This window comes from Shewanella sp. GD04112 (assembly GCF_029835735.1).
In the GTDB taxonomy this organism is placed as follows: Bacteria; Pseudomonadota; Gammaproteobacteria; order Enterobacterales; family Shewanellaceae; genus Shewanella.
Map to the genome: position 1 here is coordinate 87,246 of NZ_JAOEAL010000002.1, position 18,652 is coordinate 105,897.

Consider the following 18,652-nt stretch of genomic DNA (forward strand, 5'->3'; position numbering starts at 1 on the left):
TTTGACAAATTTTAATGTCTCACATGATAATCTAGTTATAAAAAATCCCGCAACAATAGCGGGATTCTTTATTTGAACGGTTTAATTTGTGTAATGTTTCTCAATAGAATTTGAGTAAGCGCCAGAGTCATCCACGCCTCTAGCGATAATCACAGCGCTATAACCAGTCGACTTACTTACGTAAATATAAGAGCCAATGTAGGGTGATATTTCACCGTTAATGCTCCACTCGTATTTCGCCATCTTACCATCTTCGTCAGTACATATCAGATCTAGTCGGCGAATGTTGGAATAATTGCTTTCCTTCACGTTACATTTGGGTTCTACGTTTTTGGCCACGGGGATTTCCATTTCGTACTCCCGTTGGATGTTGAATACAGATGTCATAACCGCTTTTAGTCTATGTACACCCGCTTCAACGCCATTTACCACCACCCTCAGATTGGTAGGCTCCACCAGCTTGCCATCGAGATACCAACTGACCGTATTAATGCGGTCTAATGGGTGGCCCATTTTACCCGACAAGTTTGCAATCACGGTTAGTGGCTCACGCATCATAGTGTTGCTATAACGTGGCTCAATGTTCAACTGCGGCTCCGGCGCTTGGTTGGTGCCGATGTAGCTAGAAACGACCTTAGCGTTACCACGGTTGTCAGTAATAGTCGCCTGCACATTCTCTGTACCCGCTTCTTTTACGTTGAACACTACTTGTTTGTCGGTCTTGCGCACCACCTCAAATGTCTCGGGAATTGTCCACTCAACCGAGAACGTCACTCCCGAGTAGTACGGAGGAAGGTCAGTCGGAGTGTTAATCAACATAGAGCCTGACGTCGGCGCATAGCTGCTGCTCGTCTTACTTATAATCTCAAACGATGGGAAACTATAACGCCATGCTGCTGGAGTTAAGCGCTTCAGGTTTTCTGTCTCAGTCTGATAGCCTTCGGCCCATGATCGCACTTGGATATTCACCAGTTTATTAGTGACATCTTCAGCCGTTGGCGTGTAACTGATGGACGGCGCTAACGTCTTGGTGCCGTCTGGTAATGTCCACTCAGTGATGATTGGCGTACCCGCAGCGGTATCCGCTAGCTTCGTAGTCGCTTCCAGTGTGTACGGAACGCCTTCTTCCATCGCCTTGATCACCGGCAATGCCATTCGCACAGGTTGTAAACGTGCGGCACGTACAATCTTAGTAGCCTTCGCATACCTGGCGTCGCCAGCCAAATCAGTATTCACATAAGCTGCGCGAGCATAGATGTTATAGCGAGTTTCACTGTCCATCGTTAACGTGAAACTATCATCACCTTTCACCCAGTTCACGCCATCTAACGACCATTCTACTTCGGTTGATGTCAAATCGACTGATTCATCATTATCAAGCAGCTTATATTGGCCAATCTCGCCAGCATGTAATGCACTAACACCCTCAATCTTCAGTTCTGGTTGGTCGTACACCAACACCTCTTGGAAATCGGTGGTCTGTTTAATACCGCTGTACTTGTTAGCAATCTGGGCTCTAAATTGATAGATACCTTTGTTAGATAACAGGATTTGCACAAAGTCTTTGTTAGTGGCAATTTCTTCCCATGTACCGCCACTATCTTTCGACATTTCCCAAGTCACGTCGCCTTTAGCACGACGGTCATTTAGTGTATTAGGTACGTATAGCAATTGAGCCGGGAATGGCGCTTTACCCGCCATGCGCTTTATCAGGATATCTCCGTCAATAGCCTCACCTTTATAAATCTGGAAAAATGCAGAATTACTCTTAATCGTTTTTTGGTAATCAGCCAGTTTACTGTCCACAGTCACCAGAGCCACTAAGCGAGAACTGCCGATAGAAAAGTCCTTGAATGGGATTTCCGCAGATGCCACACCTTCACTGTTAAGCTTTAATGGCTCTGTTAGGTTTTGATAGCTAGTACCTTCTTTGTTTCGCGACTCCAATGCAATGACCGCAGACCAATCACCCATAGTCTCTTTATCGTAAGTCATTTTTCGAGTTAAGAAGTCCAGAGAGCCAATACTCACTTTAGCAGTGATCGTAGACTGAGTGTTTTGAAGTACCTCGGGGGTTTCTAGCTTCGCTACAATAGTATTAGCTGGCACAGTCAGAACTTTAACCTTCTTAGTGCCTAACGCGGTTTTGTCCCCAGTGTACTGAGCTTTTAGCTCAATATCTCTTGTGGTCCACAAGGCAGATGCCCCCACACTTAAAACTTTACCAATCCGCTTTTTAGACTGAGCTGAGCCTGATTGTGTGTAAGGGTATGACACCTGAGTGCCATCACTGCTAGTGATTGAAAAAGTTAAATCACCGTTAATAAACTCAGCTGACGTGGAGGTAATCACCCCACCATCAACTGTCGTCGTAAAAATGTCAGGTTTAAATTCACGGTATTTAGCAACAGTTACTACTGGCGGCTCCGGCTCAGTCACTTTAAATTCTTGCGAACCCACAAAGCTGAGCGCTTCTGAGTTTTTTCGGTTGATCATCCAAACCTTGTACTTAGCCTCGTTAAGTGAGGATGTACTGGTCGCTTTTTGGAACGTACCCGCGAGGACTTGCTGAGAGTTAGACCATTGAGAGCCTGTGCCATCAGGGAATTGTAGCCATTCAATAAAACAGCGATAATTTAACTGACCACCAGCTTTACGTGCCTGCTCAGCTGACGCATACATGCGACAACCAACCCCCTCGGTGTTTTTGAGTGGCATAGAGACCGCTTGAACACCTCTTCGATAGGTCTGGCTTCTGTCATCTATCTGCCATTTTACTGGCATATATCGAATTGAGACTTCCTGTACTGATGTGTTACCAGCATTATCCTGGACTACCACAGATAGTAATTTATCAGTATTGGGCTCTAATGGAGTATCTGGAGTTTTGAGCATTTTTAAATACTCAATCCCTTCATCAATACCATCTCCAAGAACTGATTGGCCATCCACTGACGCAGCAATCACCTTCCCCCCACCAGACATGGAATCAACAGCCGCAACGAGAATATCATCAAAGAAATAAATAGGGTCGGCAGCGTTAACAATGCCGCCGTTAGTGTTGTAAATCCTGATAGTTGGAGGATTTCTATCGATGTTACTGGACTCACCTACGACACCTTCCCAGGTGTTGCTGTAAGCGTCCGTCAACGTCGCGTATGGGATGTAAACGCCATCTGGAAGCGAAGACAGGTCAAACTCGAATGCCCATACATCGGAATGCTGCTCAACGAGCTTAGGGCTCAGCTTAAGTTCTCCCGTAGGTAAGGTAATAACATCGGTAGAGAGAATGTCATTTCCTGCCAGGTTATAGCTTGGTTGTTTGATTGAATACTGTGGATCTGGTTTTAGCGTAATAGTCGCCTGTGGATGCCACCACGTACCGGATTTACCCGCGTGAGGGGTAGCTACTGTTAATAGCGCTTTTTCGTTATCGATAGTTAGTGTCGTGCCGTCAGCAAATGTTTTAGTGATTGGCACCTCGTTACCCGAGGCCACCGCTTGCATCATATAATCGTCGAGTGTCGCGGTCCTGAAGTCCCATGCGAGATTGTATTGCGACTGATATTGGCCATTGATGGTTTTGAAATAGCCATTATCCGAATCTACGCTCATGCTGTAGTTGGTTGAGCCCGTCGAACTGCTTGTGTCGGTAACAATAGTCGTGCCAGCTGTGGACATGGTACATGATGTGCTGCCAATCGGGATGGTACACGCCCCGAGACTCGGCGCATTAACTACTTGGGTATATGGCCTTGAATCGGTCTTAACTTGGACGGTTTTGAGGATGTTTCCCTTGCTGTTGCTGGTTACGTCCGAACCTAACTGGATACCAGTGGTTAAGTCACTTACGATTTCAACGATGTTTGGGGAAATAGCTTGCGCCGCTTCCACAGTCATCGAACCTGTTTCAACCAGCACTTTTTCACTGCCACTGCCAGAATAAATACTTACGGTATACCCGATGATGTTATTGCCAGAGTTATTAAAGTAACCCTGAATACCATCGCTGTAAGTGCTTAACCCTGATGGCAAGCTCCACTCCAGTAAACAGAGCATGTTACCTTGGGATTGCGTAAAGGCTTTTGCCGCCGCTACATCCGTCGTTAAGCTACAACCCGCACCGGATCCTTGAGTTGGTTTGATTTGCACCTGCTGGACGTTTGCCACCACTCCTGAAGGTGGGGTCAAGACGATTTCGGGCATTTTTGCAGACAGTTCACCAGTGATGGTTACACCGGATACAGCTAAAGCGTTAAATGACCACGCCGATTGCGCTAGTATAAGTAGCGCTATAGCGGATTTACTGAAAGTTAAGTCGCGCATTCTGAACCCAACATTTTTTTATGATTACATAGGTTATCAGAATTATATAAATGGATAAATTTATTTACCCATTTTTTGAGCAATTAATGGGAATTTTGCGATGAATTAATGCACATTAAATTAATCAAATGTGCTTATAACACCAAAGAGATCCCAATATGGGATCTCCTTATGGAGTTGGGAAATTAATTGACTGATGCGGTGAGTTGTAGCGAGTTTATGGCTTGGGAGATTGCGGCAAAGTTATTCACCACTTTGACCATTTCACCACCATTGCGATAAAACAGCGTCGGCGTACCTTGGATGCCCAGTGTACCCATGAGCTCAGAGTTTTGGATGATGGCCATCTTAGTTTCTGGGGTTGGGGTTGCAGTGGCATAAGCAGCTTTAGTTTGCTTCGCCTCTTCGTGCTTCCACACCGCGTCCTTACCGCCATCAATCATGGCTTGGATTGCTGGGACAGAGTTGGCGCTGATCCACGCTAACGGCACCAAGCGCACATCCAACTGTTTGCTTTCAATCTCGGGTTTCAAACGTGCGAGTAAGTTACTGCAAGCACTACAGAAGGGTTCAAAGAATACATAAATCGCTTTCTCAGCTGACGCTTGTTCATAGCCCAGTTGAATGTATTTCGCCGCAGTGAGACTTTGCCAATCCTGCTCAGTGTAAGTTTGCTGAGCAACAGGTGCGCGTTGTGCTCGACCTGCTTGTTGTGGCTGATTCCTATCGGCTTCGGAGATGCCCAGCGTCGTCGCCCACTGCTCCGTTAAGTTGACGCCATTCGCATCCACCAGACCACCAGCAATAACAAAGTCGCCCGTGCTCCAATAAATTTGTTTTTGGCCACTCAGATCCACCAGCCAACCCGTGATATTTTGCGAACCGTCGGTGACACTCCATTTCTGGATCACTTTGTTATTGGCGTTACTGCTTAACAAAGTTGCTAGGGCCGGAGGGCCATCTTTGGCGACACCCGTTGGTAGTGATGTTTTATAGCTGTTGAACTGGCTCACTACCCAAACGAGAAGGGCAAGAGCCAAGATAACAATAAATGCGATGAACGATTTTTTACTTAACGATTGTAGTTTCATACCTTACCCATAAACCATAAAGCTCTTGAGTTATTAAAATTGTGTTGATTCTGACCTAACTTGAGGTATCAATCAACTCAATTGCATCGTTTAAATCATCAAGATTGATTTTGTAACCGAACAAATATCGCTGATTAACTCCCGTTTGCGAGCGACCTGATTTGGTTAAATCGCCAAATCCTCTCAGTTTCATGTCCTCAATCGCTAGCGTCACGCCATGTGAAATTTGAGAAATTAATTCAAGCCTATCCTTTGATTTTGGGCTTATTTCAGGGGGTAACAGTAAATCAAAGTACCCTACCCCTCCGTGCCTTGCTAAGCGCCCTCTAAGCTGATGGAGTTGGACAAGACCTAGCCTGTCTGGATTCATCACAATGCAGTGGGTTAACCCTTTAATAGTCAGCCCAGTTTCAACTAATGTCGTCGCGACCAGCACGTTTGCATCACCCGTATTGAGCGCATCGATTGCAGCTGCATTTTCTTCGTTTGTTAGCCCTCCATGCGCCAGAACAACCCCGCTACCATCCGGTAGGACGTGGCGATTACTATGGATGAATCGGCACCATTTCTCGTATGTCTCTGTCGCATTCTGAATATCCGCAAATGCCTCACACTTGCTTTCATCTTTTAGGGCGCAAACGATCAATAACTTTTGGCCGCTTTGAAGCGTCGCTAACGCTCTTATTGCCAGGTCTCGACCTGCGTAATGCTCTAACAAACGACTCTCAATACGCTTATCTACGAAGCAATGCTTTAGCTCGTACACCTTCAGCACTCCATGTTTTAGCAAAGCCGCTGTTCGCGGTACTGGGGTTGCTGTCGATTCCAGTAAATGCGCCCCGTCAGCGCAAAACAGCTCGCGCTGTTCAACTGAAAACTTGTGCTGTTCATCCACGACGGTCAGATCAAATGTGAATGGCCACTGTTTGTGTAAAATCGCCGTGGTACCAATCAACATTCGACATTGGGAAATCTCTTCAATGATCTCCCCTTCAATGACTAACGTCGGGCTGATGTCAGGGTAATACTCAGAGAACTCTCTATGTAACTGACGCGCTAAATTCGAAGTAGGCAGCATAATGGCCACTCGCCCACCGGCATCCACAACTGAGGCGGCACAGGTGCCAATCACACAGCTTTTTCCGGTGCCAACGTCACCAATTAACATCATGTGTTGAGATACTGCCGAGGTCATTTGCGCGACCATACTTAATGCCGCGGATTTTTGTTCCTCGGTCATTTGGAATGGTAACGATTTAATGCGGTTATCTATCGCCTCTGACTCAAAATGCAACGGGACACGCTTTACTCCCCACTGTGACGCCAATTCCTTTGCCTCCGCACCAATGAGGACTGCTGCTAACTTACTGACTTGCCGAATCCGTGCGTAACCTCGTTGAACACAATCGCGGAAATGGATCTCCTGTAACATCTGCTCGATGTTGTCACTCGGGGCTGCACCCAGAAATTGCTTTAGTCGTTTGTTACTTACGGTGGTAGCTGAAAGCAGCTCTCTAATCTTGTCAGCACACTCCTTGATAACATCACGTTCTGACAGTAAGCGGCTGAGAAAATCGATTACATTGGGTTCCGCTTTGCTCCTTCCCTTGGCCAGTTCATAGCACACATGCAAACGCCCTAAATCATCGGGGGCAATAAACTCCTGATTTTTTAAGATCAGTTGTTGGTTTTGATATTCCGGTAAGCCATAGACATAGATAGGGTGATGCTGATTAGCCATCGCGAGCCCGTTGCTCAACGACTTTAGATTTTCAGCTGTGTCGTAAACGAAGGTTTTAAGTCGAAACCCCAGTTGGTCTGTCAGCTCAACAATGATGAAGGGACTGCGTTTTTTAGTGCGTCCTAACTTGATGTCAGATACAGAGTGAATATGACCGCCGAAAAGTGTCATCCCAGAGAAGCGTTGATAGGGATTCAAGTCATATTGAACAAGGCGTAAATCTTTGTATTGCAGAGGCATGACAAGTCCAACTTGCCATAACTCAGTTATGCCAAACTTGGATAACTGCTCTAAAGACGTGTCTGTCATGCCCCAATCCGATTCGTGTTCTATGTCTCCATTAGATCACGCTTCTTGATTGAGGCAAATTTTGAGAATTAGCGGTTGGGACTTGCACACTGAACGAACTCTTGGAATCCCCTTTTCGTCGGCTGCGCTTCTCTTTCGTCACAGCGTCCTAGGAACTCGATTGGCTTATTAATAACCCCCATACACGAGGCCAACGTCCAGTAGCTCCCAAACGATGCGCTATGACCCGATTGATAGTTGTTATAGGCCGTGTGAATTAATCGACGAGTAATTTCAACAGGGATCTGATTGCTACCCTCGGTGTACTCTTTAGCAATGTAATAATCAATAATCACCCCTTCTGGATTGACTTCGCTTTCAGCGTACTTAGGAGCCTCTAAACTGCCAGGGATCCATTTAGCCCCTGTCTCATAACCATGTGCGTAATAGCGAAACTGGGCCATAGCAACAGCACAGCTTTCAGCCTCATTAGGCGCAGGTGATGCGAATGCTGGCGCCGTGAACGTATAAAAAACAGACAGCACCAAACCTAACACCATATAATTTATATTTCGCAACATGCGGCCCCCATAGTTAAAGTAGTTTCTACTAATTAATTTTTTGTACGTTATAGATACTGATGTACGATTACACTCAATCAGGTGTTTCATGATACTCTTCAGTCTAAGCGGTAATTAATGGATGATTCATGGTTAACTACACCCTCTCGGCTAAATCAATAACTGATGCTACCCAAAGCGCTCAGTTTGATTTACTTATCAAAAATGTTCCCGTGCCGGAGATTAGGGAAATTTTGAAGCACGACGATCCCATTAATGAACTTTACCGACTTGTTCGTAATGATGCTGCTCTCGCTGCGTTGTTCCTTCGTGTAGCAAATTCAGCTTCATTACCCGTCGTTAAAAACTTTGATGATTTAAAACGTGCAATCACCAAACTAGGAACGCTCAGAAGTGTCAATCTGATCATTACCTACATGCTAAGACAACTGTTGCCTAGCTCCGCTTATGACGTCAGTACACAACTCATAGACTATTCAATCGATACCGCCATCGCACTCGACAGCATTCAGCGCAAGCCCAGTTCGTATATCACAGGCATTGCGTTATTCGGTGGAGCTATGCTGGTAGCTGGTTACGCTGATCACATGGGTATTAATGTCACAATTGGTGAATGCACAGCACTCAACCTTGAACTACTTCCTGTGTTCATTCGACACTGGTCATTCCCTGAAGAAACACTGCAAGCAATTGAGCTGTATCTTGCCAATGATCATTCGAGTATCGCATTAGCGATTTCCGCTGTTGCCCATAAACATCGGTTATCCCCCTTCCCTGGAGTAGATTCGAGCCTCCCTGAGAGACAGATTATAGAAGTTGTTTCCAGTATCAACGCTAATCTATTCTTTTAAGTACTTTCGGGAGGCCTGCGAGCATCAGTCCTAAGATTCATTTTCGGCGTCGAATCGACGTCGCCATGTCCCGACTAGATCTTTTCCTTCCCTTTCAGCAATCATCTGGCAAGCGGTAAACATATCGACCCCCTTGTCTTTCATCATGATTTCAATCTGTTTTTTCTCGTCTGGAGCGGTAGAGTAAGTCAGTGCTTTAGCCCTTGGCAGATATAGCCTGCCTACAGATTTTGTTCCGCCACTGCATAACAGAACTTCACTGAAAAACGGCCTAACCGTCTTGATATTCCTCAGTAAAAGGTAATCCTGCTCAATGAACTTACCCTCTTTATTGAGTCGGGCCAGTTCCTCACCGTTTTGCATGAGGTAGAATAAGTGAGCCGAGTTACTGGCCATCGCGATACCCGCAGGCGATTCGTTGGCATCCTTCATCGATTGCGAAATACACACACCCAAGCTGTTGTACTTACGGAAACGACGCCAACCTGATTCGAGGAATTTTGCCAGAGTTTGAAGAACCTGACGGGTCTGCTCATCTACACCCTTGTTTTCCTTCAAGAACTCCCACGCTTCATCGAGAATAAAGGCTTTCACAATATGCAGTTGGTCATGCCTAAACATTTCCTGTTGAATACGTTGAATACACAGCATGATACACACTGCTTTGAGCTGGTCTGAACCGTTAAGTCCGTCAAGCTCTAGCACCACTAAATCCTTCTCAAACTGAATGGGCGGCTTGTTAGGGTTGAACATCCAACTGTTTTGGCCACCGCGTAAGTAACACCAAGGAGTCAATTGGTCGCTGATTTGCCGCACTTCTTCACGGGGATGTTTTGCACAAGCATCAGCGAAATCGTCAATAGTGGTTTCCCTACCCTTCTCGTTCCACAGTTGCATGAGCAATACTGACATTGCAGAGTATTGATAGCTGTTACAGTCTCCAAGTGGGAAAGCCATCAACTTCAGGACGTTCAACAGCATTTCACCTTGAGCGCCTAAATAGTTGTTAGCGTCACTATCTACAACGCCTTCATCAGTATCTTTTTGAGATTCGTCGATACTCTTAAAAGGACATAGGTTAAACGCAAATCGGTTGTCCGGCATAACCTCAACGAACTGTCCTGCGTACAACTCTGTTGTTTTAACGTATGAGCGGCCTGAGTCGATGATGAACACGCGGCCACCATCAGGATCACCGTGGATATTACCAAGTGCATCTGGATAACGGTTTTCTCCGGTTGAAAGTAGACCTTCAATCAAATAGTTAGCAGAGACCGACTTCCCAGCGCCAGAGGTTGCGGTTATAAAGATGTTGTAATTGGAGTCTGACTTTAATGGGTCAAAGGTGATTAACTGACCATCACGGGCAATGTATGTCAGCACAGGATGTCGCACTGCGTTCCCTGGCCACGATGCCACCATAGGAACGAAGAACTTGACCAAGTTACTCGGGAGAAAGTCAAAGCGTTCAATGAAACTACTGACTTCACTTGAGGTACACATTGGCAGACCATTTAGCCAAGTGAAACGGCCAATCAAGCTATCCACGCCAGCTGACCAACTAAAGCCTTCCATGCGCGTGATTAGTTTTTTAGTACTGTTCTTAACTGACTTTAAAGTCGGTCCCCACATTTGAAAGTTTAAATGAAAGCGGCAATGCTGAGCCTTTTCGCGCTCTAGATAATGCTCGTAGTATTCAAAATCTTGCAGGCCGTATTTCAAAGACGAAATCCAACGAGCCCACGGGCCTTCACCTATCTGTTTAGCCATTAGGCGGCGCTTGGAGTAATCCTTAGCTACTTTCTTAGGGCTCATTTCAACCACGAGGTTGATCATGAAATTGCCGGGAATAGCGCCATCATCCCCTTTCAACCAATCGCCAGTCATTAAATGTAACGTGCCTTGGTAAATGGAATCTGGGAACTCTTTAATGCTCACACTTTGAATAAATCGTTTAGAACCATCTTCCGCTTTAATCGCCATGTAATCAGAACCATCGACTTTGACCTCAGTGCCAGGTTCAAGTAACTGCGCACGGATGGGCTGAGAAGAACGGTAACAGCCTTGTCTGCCATCTACTTTAATTCCACGGCGCCAAACTGCATTCGGGGATGGGTTGTGGATCATCTGCAATCGGTTAATTAGGATCTCCGGTTGCATTTTGGTCGCTACACCAAAGATTTGTTGTAATGACGCTTCATGGTTGTTAGCCATATCGACAAAATCTTCGACTTCCTCTGTAGACGGCATTGCTTTCTTGATAGGCACCTTGATTGACGCCCATACCTCGAAGTTGCGAAGCGGTACACCTTCCATATCTCGCGAAGGGATTGAGGTATCAGCAAGCGCTTTATAATAATCAACCATGTATTCGGTCATATTGTCATTATCAATGACCGTATCGAACCGATTACGCTTGCCACGGCAATGTCGGTAATTGTCTAACACTGTTACTAAGTCGTCTGAAGCCACTAGCGAGAATTGCAGCACAGTCCCTTCTGGATAGACTTTTTTGAAAATCGAATCCAGCGTGGAAATCGTACTCGCACCATAACCACCTGACGGTGGGCATAGCCACGTTACGCCAAGGTAACCCCCTTCTAGGATGTAACCAAGATGTTCCCCTTCCTCACTCACAAATTCATCTAAGATTGGGATGATTGAGGAATATTTCTCAATGCCTAGACTATTTTTCCAGTTATTTACAGTTGTCATTTCGCACCCGTGTTAATTGCCGTTAGCGCGTAACGCTTCTTGAACAGCTTTTGGCGCTTGATCCAAAGTGGCCTTTGCCGCTTCTAGATCAGCATTGAAATTATTACGCCCAGGTTTACCTGTCTTAATGCCAACTCCGTTAATTTCGCTTGGGTTACCCCTTCGCTCTTCTTCAATGGATTGCTGACGAATATAAAGCGGAGTGATTTGAGCAGGCATGTTGAATGCTTCACGGCCATAGGTGTATTTACGGGTTTCAATTTCGGTATAGACATAACCGACGTTCTGTAAACGGCCTTTGTCGTCTTGCCATGGAGCAAATGCAACACGAAGCATTTTGGGCGCCTGCCGAACAGCGATAGGCTCTGGAGCGGGTAATGCACGGTTGTTATCAGCCGTAAACATGTAAGCATTAGTGACTTCATTCAGGGTGATTGGTTGGCCGTTAGCGTCCAAGCCATAGCCGGCCATGGCGCCGGAGTTAGCCACTGACTTTTTAGGTACTTTACAGTCTGGGCAATCTTCATCGCTTTCAGCTGCTCGCCGCGCTTTTTCTGCCTCAATGCCGCCAGGCGTATCAGCCAGTTTCAGAATTTCTCTAGTGGTGGTACAGGGTAATCCGCTGTTTTGAGTGTTTACACAAACCGTAGGCTCCTCACCCGTTTCGAACATCGATTGACATCCAAAAATAGTTGCCAAACTAACAGCGACCATGCCTAATTTTAATGCTCGAGTAATCATTATTTCTCCGTTTGGGAAATGAAATCAGTTAATGAATCGGGTAATCCGACGTTGTGCAGTCCGTGTCCGTTAACGAAATAGGGTAAACGACGGATCTGTAGAAATTGAGTAACCCCAATCGTGGTGGATAGCTTTTTAATGTCGCAGTTTTCGAGGGTTTCCGGGGCTGTGGTGAAATCACTGTTAACTAGCAAACGTAGGGATTCACTTTGGTCTTTGGCGCACCACAGCTCCCTCGCTCTAATCGCAGCCTCTTTACCATTCACTAATGGGGTAAGCAGTAACGCGATTTGCTTACCTTTAATCGAAAGGAGCTTATTGAATAGGTCTGCGTTTAACTTCGATAAAGGGTCCACAAATACAACTAGATCGGGCTCTGTTTTTGCTAAATCACCAATGTAATATGCAGCCATATCCTTAACAGAAACCCCTAAGACCTTATCAATCTTGGCAAGCCATACCGCCTTTGCGTTGGCTTCAGTTGCTATAGGTGAACGGTTCCAGCCATCGAATACCTCGCCGCCTTTAACGAGAATCCTGCCATCCGTGGAGGCGAGCACTTGAGTACCATCTCGAGACACCATCATCACCATACCTTTCACGGGAAGCGCTTGAGACCATACGATGTCGTTTAACATCGAGAAAGCATTCTTGATAAGCTCCTTACCCTCACTTTCCGGCATTTTCTCTGGCTGTGTTTGTACCTGCTTAGCTGATTTGTTTGCCTCTAACAAAGCATCTAAGCCACTGTTGGCCATAGCCAGCGGATGACACAAACCAAGCGATACTGCTAACGCAATTTTGGTTACCTTTCTTTTGATACTCATAGCACTTACAACTTAAAAAGTGTGTTGCATATTTCAGCAGTTTTGCCGCCACAAGTCAATTTTCAAGTCATTTTTCGTGAATTTCTTGTGCATTAAAATTTGATTGGTATGATGCAGTCATTATTAAAACAACTAGAACTTATAGCTAATAGCTAAAAGCTCACTCCAATAGCCCGCTCTTGCGGGCATTTTTTTGCTCCATTTCTAGAAATTTGCCTCAATAGGAAGCCGTGTAATGATGGTTTCAATTGAAGAGTTAGATTTTTGGAGTGAGTATCATGAGTTCATTTGATTTTGATTTAGATGCGTTAAATTCTGCTATGAACGCATTTTTTGACCCTGCCAGCGTGAGCATGGTTACCATCACCTGCCAGCAAACCTCAAGCATCATCCCTGCAAGCCTGACGCATTTAGTCAAGCCTGGTTATGTGGACGGCAAACCACAATTCTTATCTGACACCGGTGAACTTATCGAAGGTGTTTACTCAGACATTCCAAACGATGTGTATCACTCATTAGATGCCATTAGCTCAAGTCAGGTTAAGTGCTATGCAGATAGCCCAATGAAATACGAACAAGCGTATATCAACGGTAAAGGTAAACAGTTCAGCGCCAAATCCCGCGAGTCCGGTGTTCTAAGCCACGAATTAACACTAGAGGGAGCCGATGTATTTAATGCTCGCAGATTTGCCCTGCTCGACTCAGAGCAATTCCCAGATGATCCAAAGTCATTAACCGAGCTTAAAGATGCCTGCACAGCCAACAAACTAACAACCAGCGGCACCATTGCTGAATTAATCAAACGCCTTGAGCAAGCCAACGCTCCGCAAAAACCGTTTGAGTCACGTCAATTGGAGTGGATCAAAGCGAACATTGGTGACGAGTGTTTTGCGTTATGTGATACAGAACTACAGTCAGCGGTGACCTGTGCAGCAATCATTAAATTACTTCAGGATAATCAACATATCGCGATGAAGGCGCTTAAGCTGCCAGTGTCAAAGGAGATGTTTGATAGCGTTATAGGACTCAATCAAGCCATTGAACGCAACGCTCACGCGAACAAATTTTTAAATCGTAAAAACGGTATGGCGGAAGTCGCATTCTTTACAAGAGATCCTGAGACCGGATTGATGCTTAAGTGCAAAGTGGATTGGTTAACAGCCGTTAAAAATTTCATTGTTCCTTGCGATTTGAAAACCACGCGCAGTGCTAACCCAGCGTTAGCGGCCTACCAGTTCGCAGACTTACGTTACGATTTGCAAGCTGTGTTTTACTTAAAAGTGATTAAGCCACATTTGAAAGAAACCGAGTATGCAGAGCGTCTATTCCCACTCATCACCGTTGAAACGGGTGATTGTGCAATTTGTGAAGTGTTTGAGCTTCACGATGATGATTGGGTTATCGCTGAGCAAGATCTGCCAATCATTCTTCAGAATATGAAAAATAGCATTAAGAAAAACGAGTACCGAGGCTACACCGAACAAGGTAAGTCTGTTATCAAATTGGCAAGACGCAAATCTTCTCTGGCTGCAACTCGATAGGGTGGTGAAGGAATATGAATCTGCAACTCAAAGCACTTAAGGCTATTTACGACAAAAAACCTCACTTGGTGGCCAAGTACATCTCAGCAGGGCTCACGGGTAATCTATTGAACTTCAAAGATGGTGTTTTGCTGCGTGCGGCAATTACATCAAATCAGCCTGAGATTGCTAAGGCGATACTAAATGCCGGTGCAAACGGGTTTGTGCTAAAAGGGGAGGCTTATGCAGCAGCGTTTAAGCAAAACAATCCAGCATTGATTGAAATAATGCGGGACTGGGCGGAACGAAATCCGTCAGAGCTTAACACTATACCTGGGCTGGGCAGAAAACTCGGGCTTGATTCGGTGGAATCAGAGGTTTAAAAGTGAAAAATACAATTTATTATCAGTAACTTATTCACAGTTTCAGCTGGTGCAGATATATAGATTAAATCCAACATTGTAGACTTGAAAAGAATTTTAGGCTTCCTGAAATTGAAAACCCCAGCTCAAGGCTGGGGCAAATTCTTTAGGTCTTTACGCAAGGTCTTGGATATAATCCTTAGAGCCAGACGTCAACCTGACAAAAATTATATTTAATACTGACGCCGACGTCAACAACGAAGTTCGAGAGCAACGATAAATGCCACATACAATTAGCTATAAGGAAATTATAGAAGATTTTATTACAGAAGAACGTCTAAGAAGTTATAAGGTCACGTTTAAAACTCAAAGCGATATTGAATTGCTCGGGGCTTACTTATGGAACACCCACGTTTGTTCTGCTATATACCCTTTGCTTAGTGCCACAGAAGTGGCGCTACGCAACGCAATTGACTCTGCACTAACTTCTTCGGATTTAGGTTACTTTTGGTGGAAGAAGAACAAACTCCATTTTAAAAGTTTCGACCCAGAACAGCCTGATAAGAATCCTCCATTTGAAGTCGAAGCTATCAGAAAAAACTTCTCTAAGGCTACAAAGCAAGTTCAACAAGACAAAAAGAAACGTTATAACATTGCCAATCCAACTCCGATGCATCAAGAGATAATAGCAAAAACTGAATTTTCCACATGGGAGTACATTCTTAGTAAAGAGTTCATGGGGCCAGGTTTGATTTGGCCAACTCACCTGGGTACCGTTTTCAAAGGAGAATGGAACACAACTAAGACCAAAGAGCTGCTAATCAATACAAAAGATCTATTGACATCCTCCCCGCGCTAAAGCACGGGGATTCCTACAGCTAGACGGCGATGCCCCGCCGCGAGAATATTGGTTGCCGCGTTTATATCGCGGTCGTGCTCTGCTCCGCACTCAGAGCACACCCATTCTCTTATTCCAAGACCAGTTCTACCTTTCGGACTGCTGACGGGGATCGCCCCACAGCTCGAACAGGTCTGGGTGGAGTAGGATTCATTGACTATTTCGAACACAACTGACCGCGCTATCGCTTTATATTCCAATTGTGTTTTGAGCATTGACCAGCCTGCGTCTAAAACCGATTTTGCCATTTTAGTTTTCGCTAACTTGGAGCTGCTCACATCGCCAACAAATATTGCGGCATTTTCATTGACCAGCCGCGTACTAAATTTATGCAAAGCATCTTTGCGACGATTCTTGATCTTCGCATGAATGGCCTTGACTCGCTTTTTCTTATTTGCTCTTTGGGCAACGCCTAAATCCGCCTCTAGATCGCGGTAGAAGTTCCCCCGTTCTAATTTAGCCCCATCACTGCAAGTTGCCGTATCTTTTAACCCTAGATCGATACCGATGGCTGTCTTTCCAGAGGTGGGCGCTGAGGCGCCTACATGAACACACACATTAAAGTACCAGCGTCCTCTTGAGTCTTCAGAGAAAGATCCTGAAGTAAACTCGTATTGTGAAAGCCCGTAGGTATCCCAAACCTTAAAGTGCTGTTTTGCGAATAAGACTTGCCCACTCTTCCACTTAGCAGAACCTTTTTTAAACGGCACAAAGCCAAGAGAGCGTTTAGAGCCTGAGCTTATTCGCCAACGTAACTTCGCTCGTTTGAATTGTTTTCTTGCTTGGGCGTGTTTGGCGCAGACCTCTTGAGCTGTGTGGGATGGAATAATAAATCCAGATTCGTTCCTAAAACTTAGAATCGGTTTTTGCACATCGTAAGCCGACATCCAGACAGGTCTAACCGCGCCAGCATCGCTATAGTTGCGACTCGCTTTCATGGTTAGTTCGTTGGCCAGGTTAAAGCATTGATTTACTTCATACGCCATCTGTCTTAACAGCTTCGCATGTTTATCTTTTACCCTAACACTTAAAGTTTTGGTCTGAATGCTCATAATGCACTAATATAGGTTCTTTAAGCTTGATTGTAAAGGTTGGCCTATGGAATTACGAAGAGGAAGGCACTGCGTATTTATGATGCATGTGCATCTTATTTTTATTGCTAAATATCGTGGCAAGTTATTTACGGATGCGCATCTAAAAACGATGCGAGACATCATGGAAAAGGTCTGTGCGGATTTTGAGGCTGAGATCGTAGAGTTTAACGGGGAGCAAGACCACGTTCACCTGTTAGTGAACTACCCACCGAAAGTGGCTATATCGAAGCTGGTTAATAGTCTAAAGGGGGTTTCTAGCAGGAAGTTGAAACAGTACTATCCAAATCTTCATAAGCCAGCCTACATGAAAAATGCACTTTGGTCGCCCAGCTACTTTGCAGGATCTGTTGGGGGCGCTCCAATAGACGTATTAAGGCAATATATTGAGCAACAAGATAGGCCGCATTAAGTTGCTTCGCAACTTGCGCTATCCTTCCCCGCGCTAAAAGCACGGGGCTTGTCGCGCATTTTGGTCAAAACCGTAAGAGAATTCCGAAACAGGGTTTCCCATCACGAACCCGTGTGGAAAAAATATGGTGTAGAGACTGAAATTGATGCTATCGAACATTTGCGCGATAAAATAAGCAAAATTTTGCAACTTTTGGAATTAGTATCCCCGGAAAAAAAGCGTCTTCTGGAAAAGAACAAAATTATCGAGAGAGCTTACCGTGCATGTACATTGGGTGAATTGAGACGATTCCAACACAATATTGCTACACACAATGTAAAGTCTATTTCTAAACTTTGCCGATTAGTGCAAAGCGCACATGATGCTAACTCAGTCGAGAAGATTCAAGTCTATGAAATGGGAAAAATTAGTTTTTTGATTCACCCAAACTAGGGTGTCAAAGCAATTCACCCCAAAATCCGCAAACGTCGAAAGAACGAATTACACAAATAAAATCGGAAGCTAGTCGATAGCAATGCGGTCATCTTCGTTGGTAACGTCAATTCCCTTTCGATGTTCAAAACCAAGCTGGCCAAATCAGCGTTGGATGCAGGCAGGTGGATGTTGAAAACAATGATGGAATACAAATGCGCTCACGCAGGTGTTGTTTTTGAAGAGGTCAACGAAAGTTACACAACCCAAACTTGTTCGTGCTGTAGGGAAATCCCCGCAAGTAGTCCGAAACAGCCAAGAACATGCTTACTGTCGGGTATAATCGTCTAGCGGTAGGAATGCCCGCCCTAAAAGGCGGAGAGGATACCAACAATAACACACCATAATTTACGGAATTGAATAACAAACTCTCATCTCAATAATCCACATAGGGTACATCACCCATTACAGCGCAATCATTTGAAGTAAGTTCCTGTAAAGTATGTAAGCGCTAGACAGTATTAATCTGTGCTTGATTCGGTGGAATCACGGGTTTAATAATCGAAAATTTTCTTTATCTTCAACATTTTACCATTAAAAATGCTTGGTGCAGATATTTTCGTTCCATCTAAAAGCAGCACCAAGCTATAACCTCGTTAAATTATTGTTTTTATGCTAAAAAACTCAGAATTTAACGCTTGATTCCACCGAATCACTCCATAAAAAAACCAGCATCTCTGCTGGCTTTACTTTCTTAATTGGCTGTTTGTCTCATTTTCGCGCTACAACGATTTAGT

At 44.9% G+C, this 18,652-nt stretch carries 14 protein-coding genes; 6 read left to right on the forward strand and 8 right to left on the reverse strand.

Annotated features, from left to right (window positions below):
* Nucleotides 1-81: 81 nt before the first annotated feature.
* The 4 genes from N7386_RS21895 to N7386_RS21910 all read right to left on the reverse strand — a co-directional run bounded on the left by N7386_RS21895 (nt 82) and on the right by N7386_RS21910 (nt 8,027).
* Entirely contained in the window at nt 82-4,326 is a 4,245-nt protein-coding gene (locus N7386_RS21895) for an Ig-like domain-containing protein (protein ID WP_279771185.1), read from the reverse strand.
* Nucleotides 4,327-4,511: 185 nt separating this feature from the next.
* A complete protein-coding gene (locus N7386_RS21900; RefSeq protein WP_208660769.1) occupies nt 4,512-5,417 on the reverse strand; it encodes a thioredoxin fold domain-containing protein in 906 nt (301 codons plus the stop codon).
* Nucleotides 5,418-5,472: 55 nt separating this feature from the next.
* Complete coding sequence (locus N7386_RS21905) at nt 5,473-7,356, reverse strand: helicase-related protein (protein WP_279771189.1); 1,884 nt, start codon at nt 7,354-7,356, stop codon at nt 5,473-5,475.
* Between the two features lie 179 nt (nt 7,357-7,535).
* Entirely contained in the window at nt 7,536-8,027 is a 492-nt protein-coding gene (locus tag N7386_RS21910; RefSeq protein ID WP_011711553.1) for a hypothetical protein, read from the reverse strand.
* Between the two features lie 128 nt (nt 8,028-8,155).
* On the opposite strand from N7386_RS21910, the gene N7386_RS21915 reads away from it, so the two are divergent.
* Nucleotides 8,156-8,878: an HDOD domain-containing protein gene (locus tag N7386_RS21915; RefSeq protein WP_011711554.1), complete on the forward strand. Its 723-nt coding sequence runs from the start codon at nt 8,156-8,158 to the stop codon at nt 8,876-8,878.
* A 30-nt stretch (nt 8,879-8,908) separates the two neighbouring features.
* On the opposite strand, the gene N7386_RS21920 is transcribed toward N7386_RS21915, so the two are convergent.
* The 3 genes from N7386_RS21920 to N7386_RS21930 are packed head-to-tail and all read right to left on the reverse strand — an operon-like array spanning nt 8,909 to nt 13,161.
* Nucleotides 8,909-11,593 (reverse strand): TraC family protein, encoded by a 2,685-nt coding sequence (locus tag N7386_RS21920; RefSeq protein ID WP_208660773.1) that lies wholly within the window; start codon nt 11,591-11,593, stop codon nt 8,909-8,911.
* Nucleotides 11,594-11,605: 12 nt separating this feature from the next.
* The gene (locus N7386_RS21925) at nt 11,606-12,334 is read right to left on the reverse strand and encodes a TraV family lipoprotein (protein WP_208660775.1); all 729 of its coding nucleotides are present in this window, start codon (nt 12,332-12,334) and stop codon (nt 11,606-11,608) included.
* Entirely contained in the window at nt 12,334-13,161 is an 828-nt protein-coding gene (locus N7386_RS21930; RefSeq protein ID WP_208660777.1) for a hypothetical protein, read from the reverse strand. The genes N7386_RS21925 and N7386_RS21930 overlap by 1 nt, the downstream gene beginning before the upstream one ends.
* 278 nt (nt 13,162-13,439) lie before the next feature.
* Here N7386_RS21930 and N7386_RS21935 point away from each other — a divergent pair, with 278 nt between their 5' ends.
* From N7386_RS21935 to N7386_RS21945, 3 genes are all read left to right on the forward strand, one after another.
* On the forward strand, nt 13,440-14,702 hold the full coding sequence (locus N7386_RS21935) for a PD-(D/E)XK nuclease-like domain-containing protein (RefSeq protein ID WP_208660779.1): 1,263 nt from the start codon (nt 13,440-13,442) through the stop codon (nt 14,700-14,702).
* Between the two features lie 14 nt (nt 14,703-14,716).
* A complete protein-coding gene (locus N7386_RS21940; RefSeq protein ID WP_011711559.1) occupies nt 14,717-15,064 on the forward strand; it encodes a hypothetical protein in 348 nt (115 codons plus the stop codon).
* Between the two features lie 259 nt (nt 15,065-15,323).
* Entirely contained in the window at nt 15,324-15,902 is a 579-nt protein-coding gene (locus N7386_RS21945) for a hypothetical protein (protein ID WP_208660781.1), read from the forward strand.
* On the opposite strand, the gene N7386_RS21950 is transcribed toward N7386_RS21945, so the two are convergent.
* Nucleotides 15,899-16,993, reverse strand: coding sequence for an RNA-guided endonuclease TnpB family protein (locus tag N7386_RS21950; protein ID WP_069453180.1), 1,095 nt, complete (start codon nt 16,991-16,993; stop codon nt 15,899-15,901). The genes N7386_RS21945 and N7386_RS21950 overlap by 4 nt on opposite strands.
* Before the next feature lie 46 nt (nt 16,994-17,039).
* On the opposite strand from N7386_RS21950, the gene tnpA reads away from it, so the two are divergent.
* The gene (tnpA, locus tag N7386_RS21955) at nt 17,040-17,444 is read left to right on the forward strand and encodes an IS200/IS605 family transposase (protein ID WP_069453179.1); all 405 of its coding nucleotides are present in this window, start codon (nt 17,040-17,042) and stop codon (nt 17,442-17,444) included.
* Between the two features lie 111 nt (nt 17,445-17,555).
* Nucleotides 17,556-17,876, forward strand: a complete 321-nt coding sequence (locus N7386_RS21960; RefSeq protein WP_208660783.1) for a hypothetical protein — start codon at nt 17,556-17,558, stop codon at nt 17,874-17,876.
* Nucleotides 17,877-18,652: the final 776 nt, after the last annotated feature.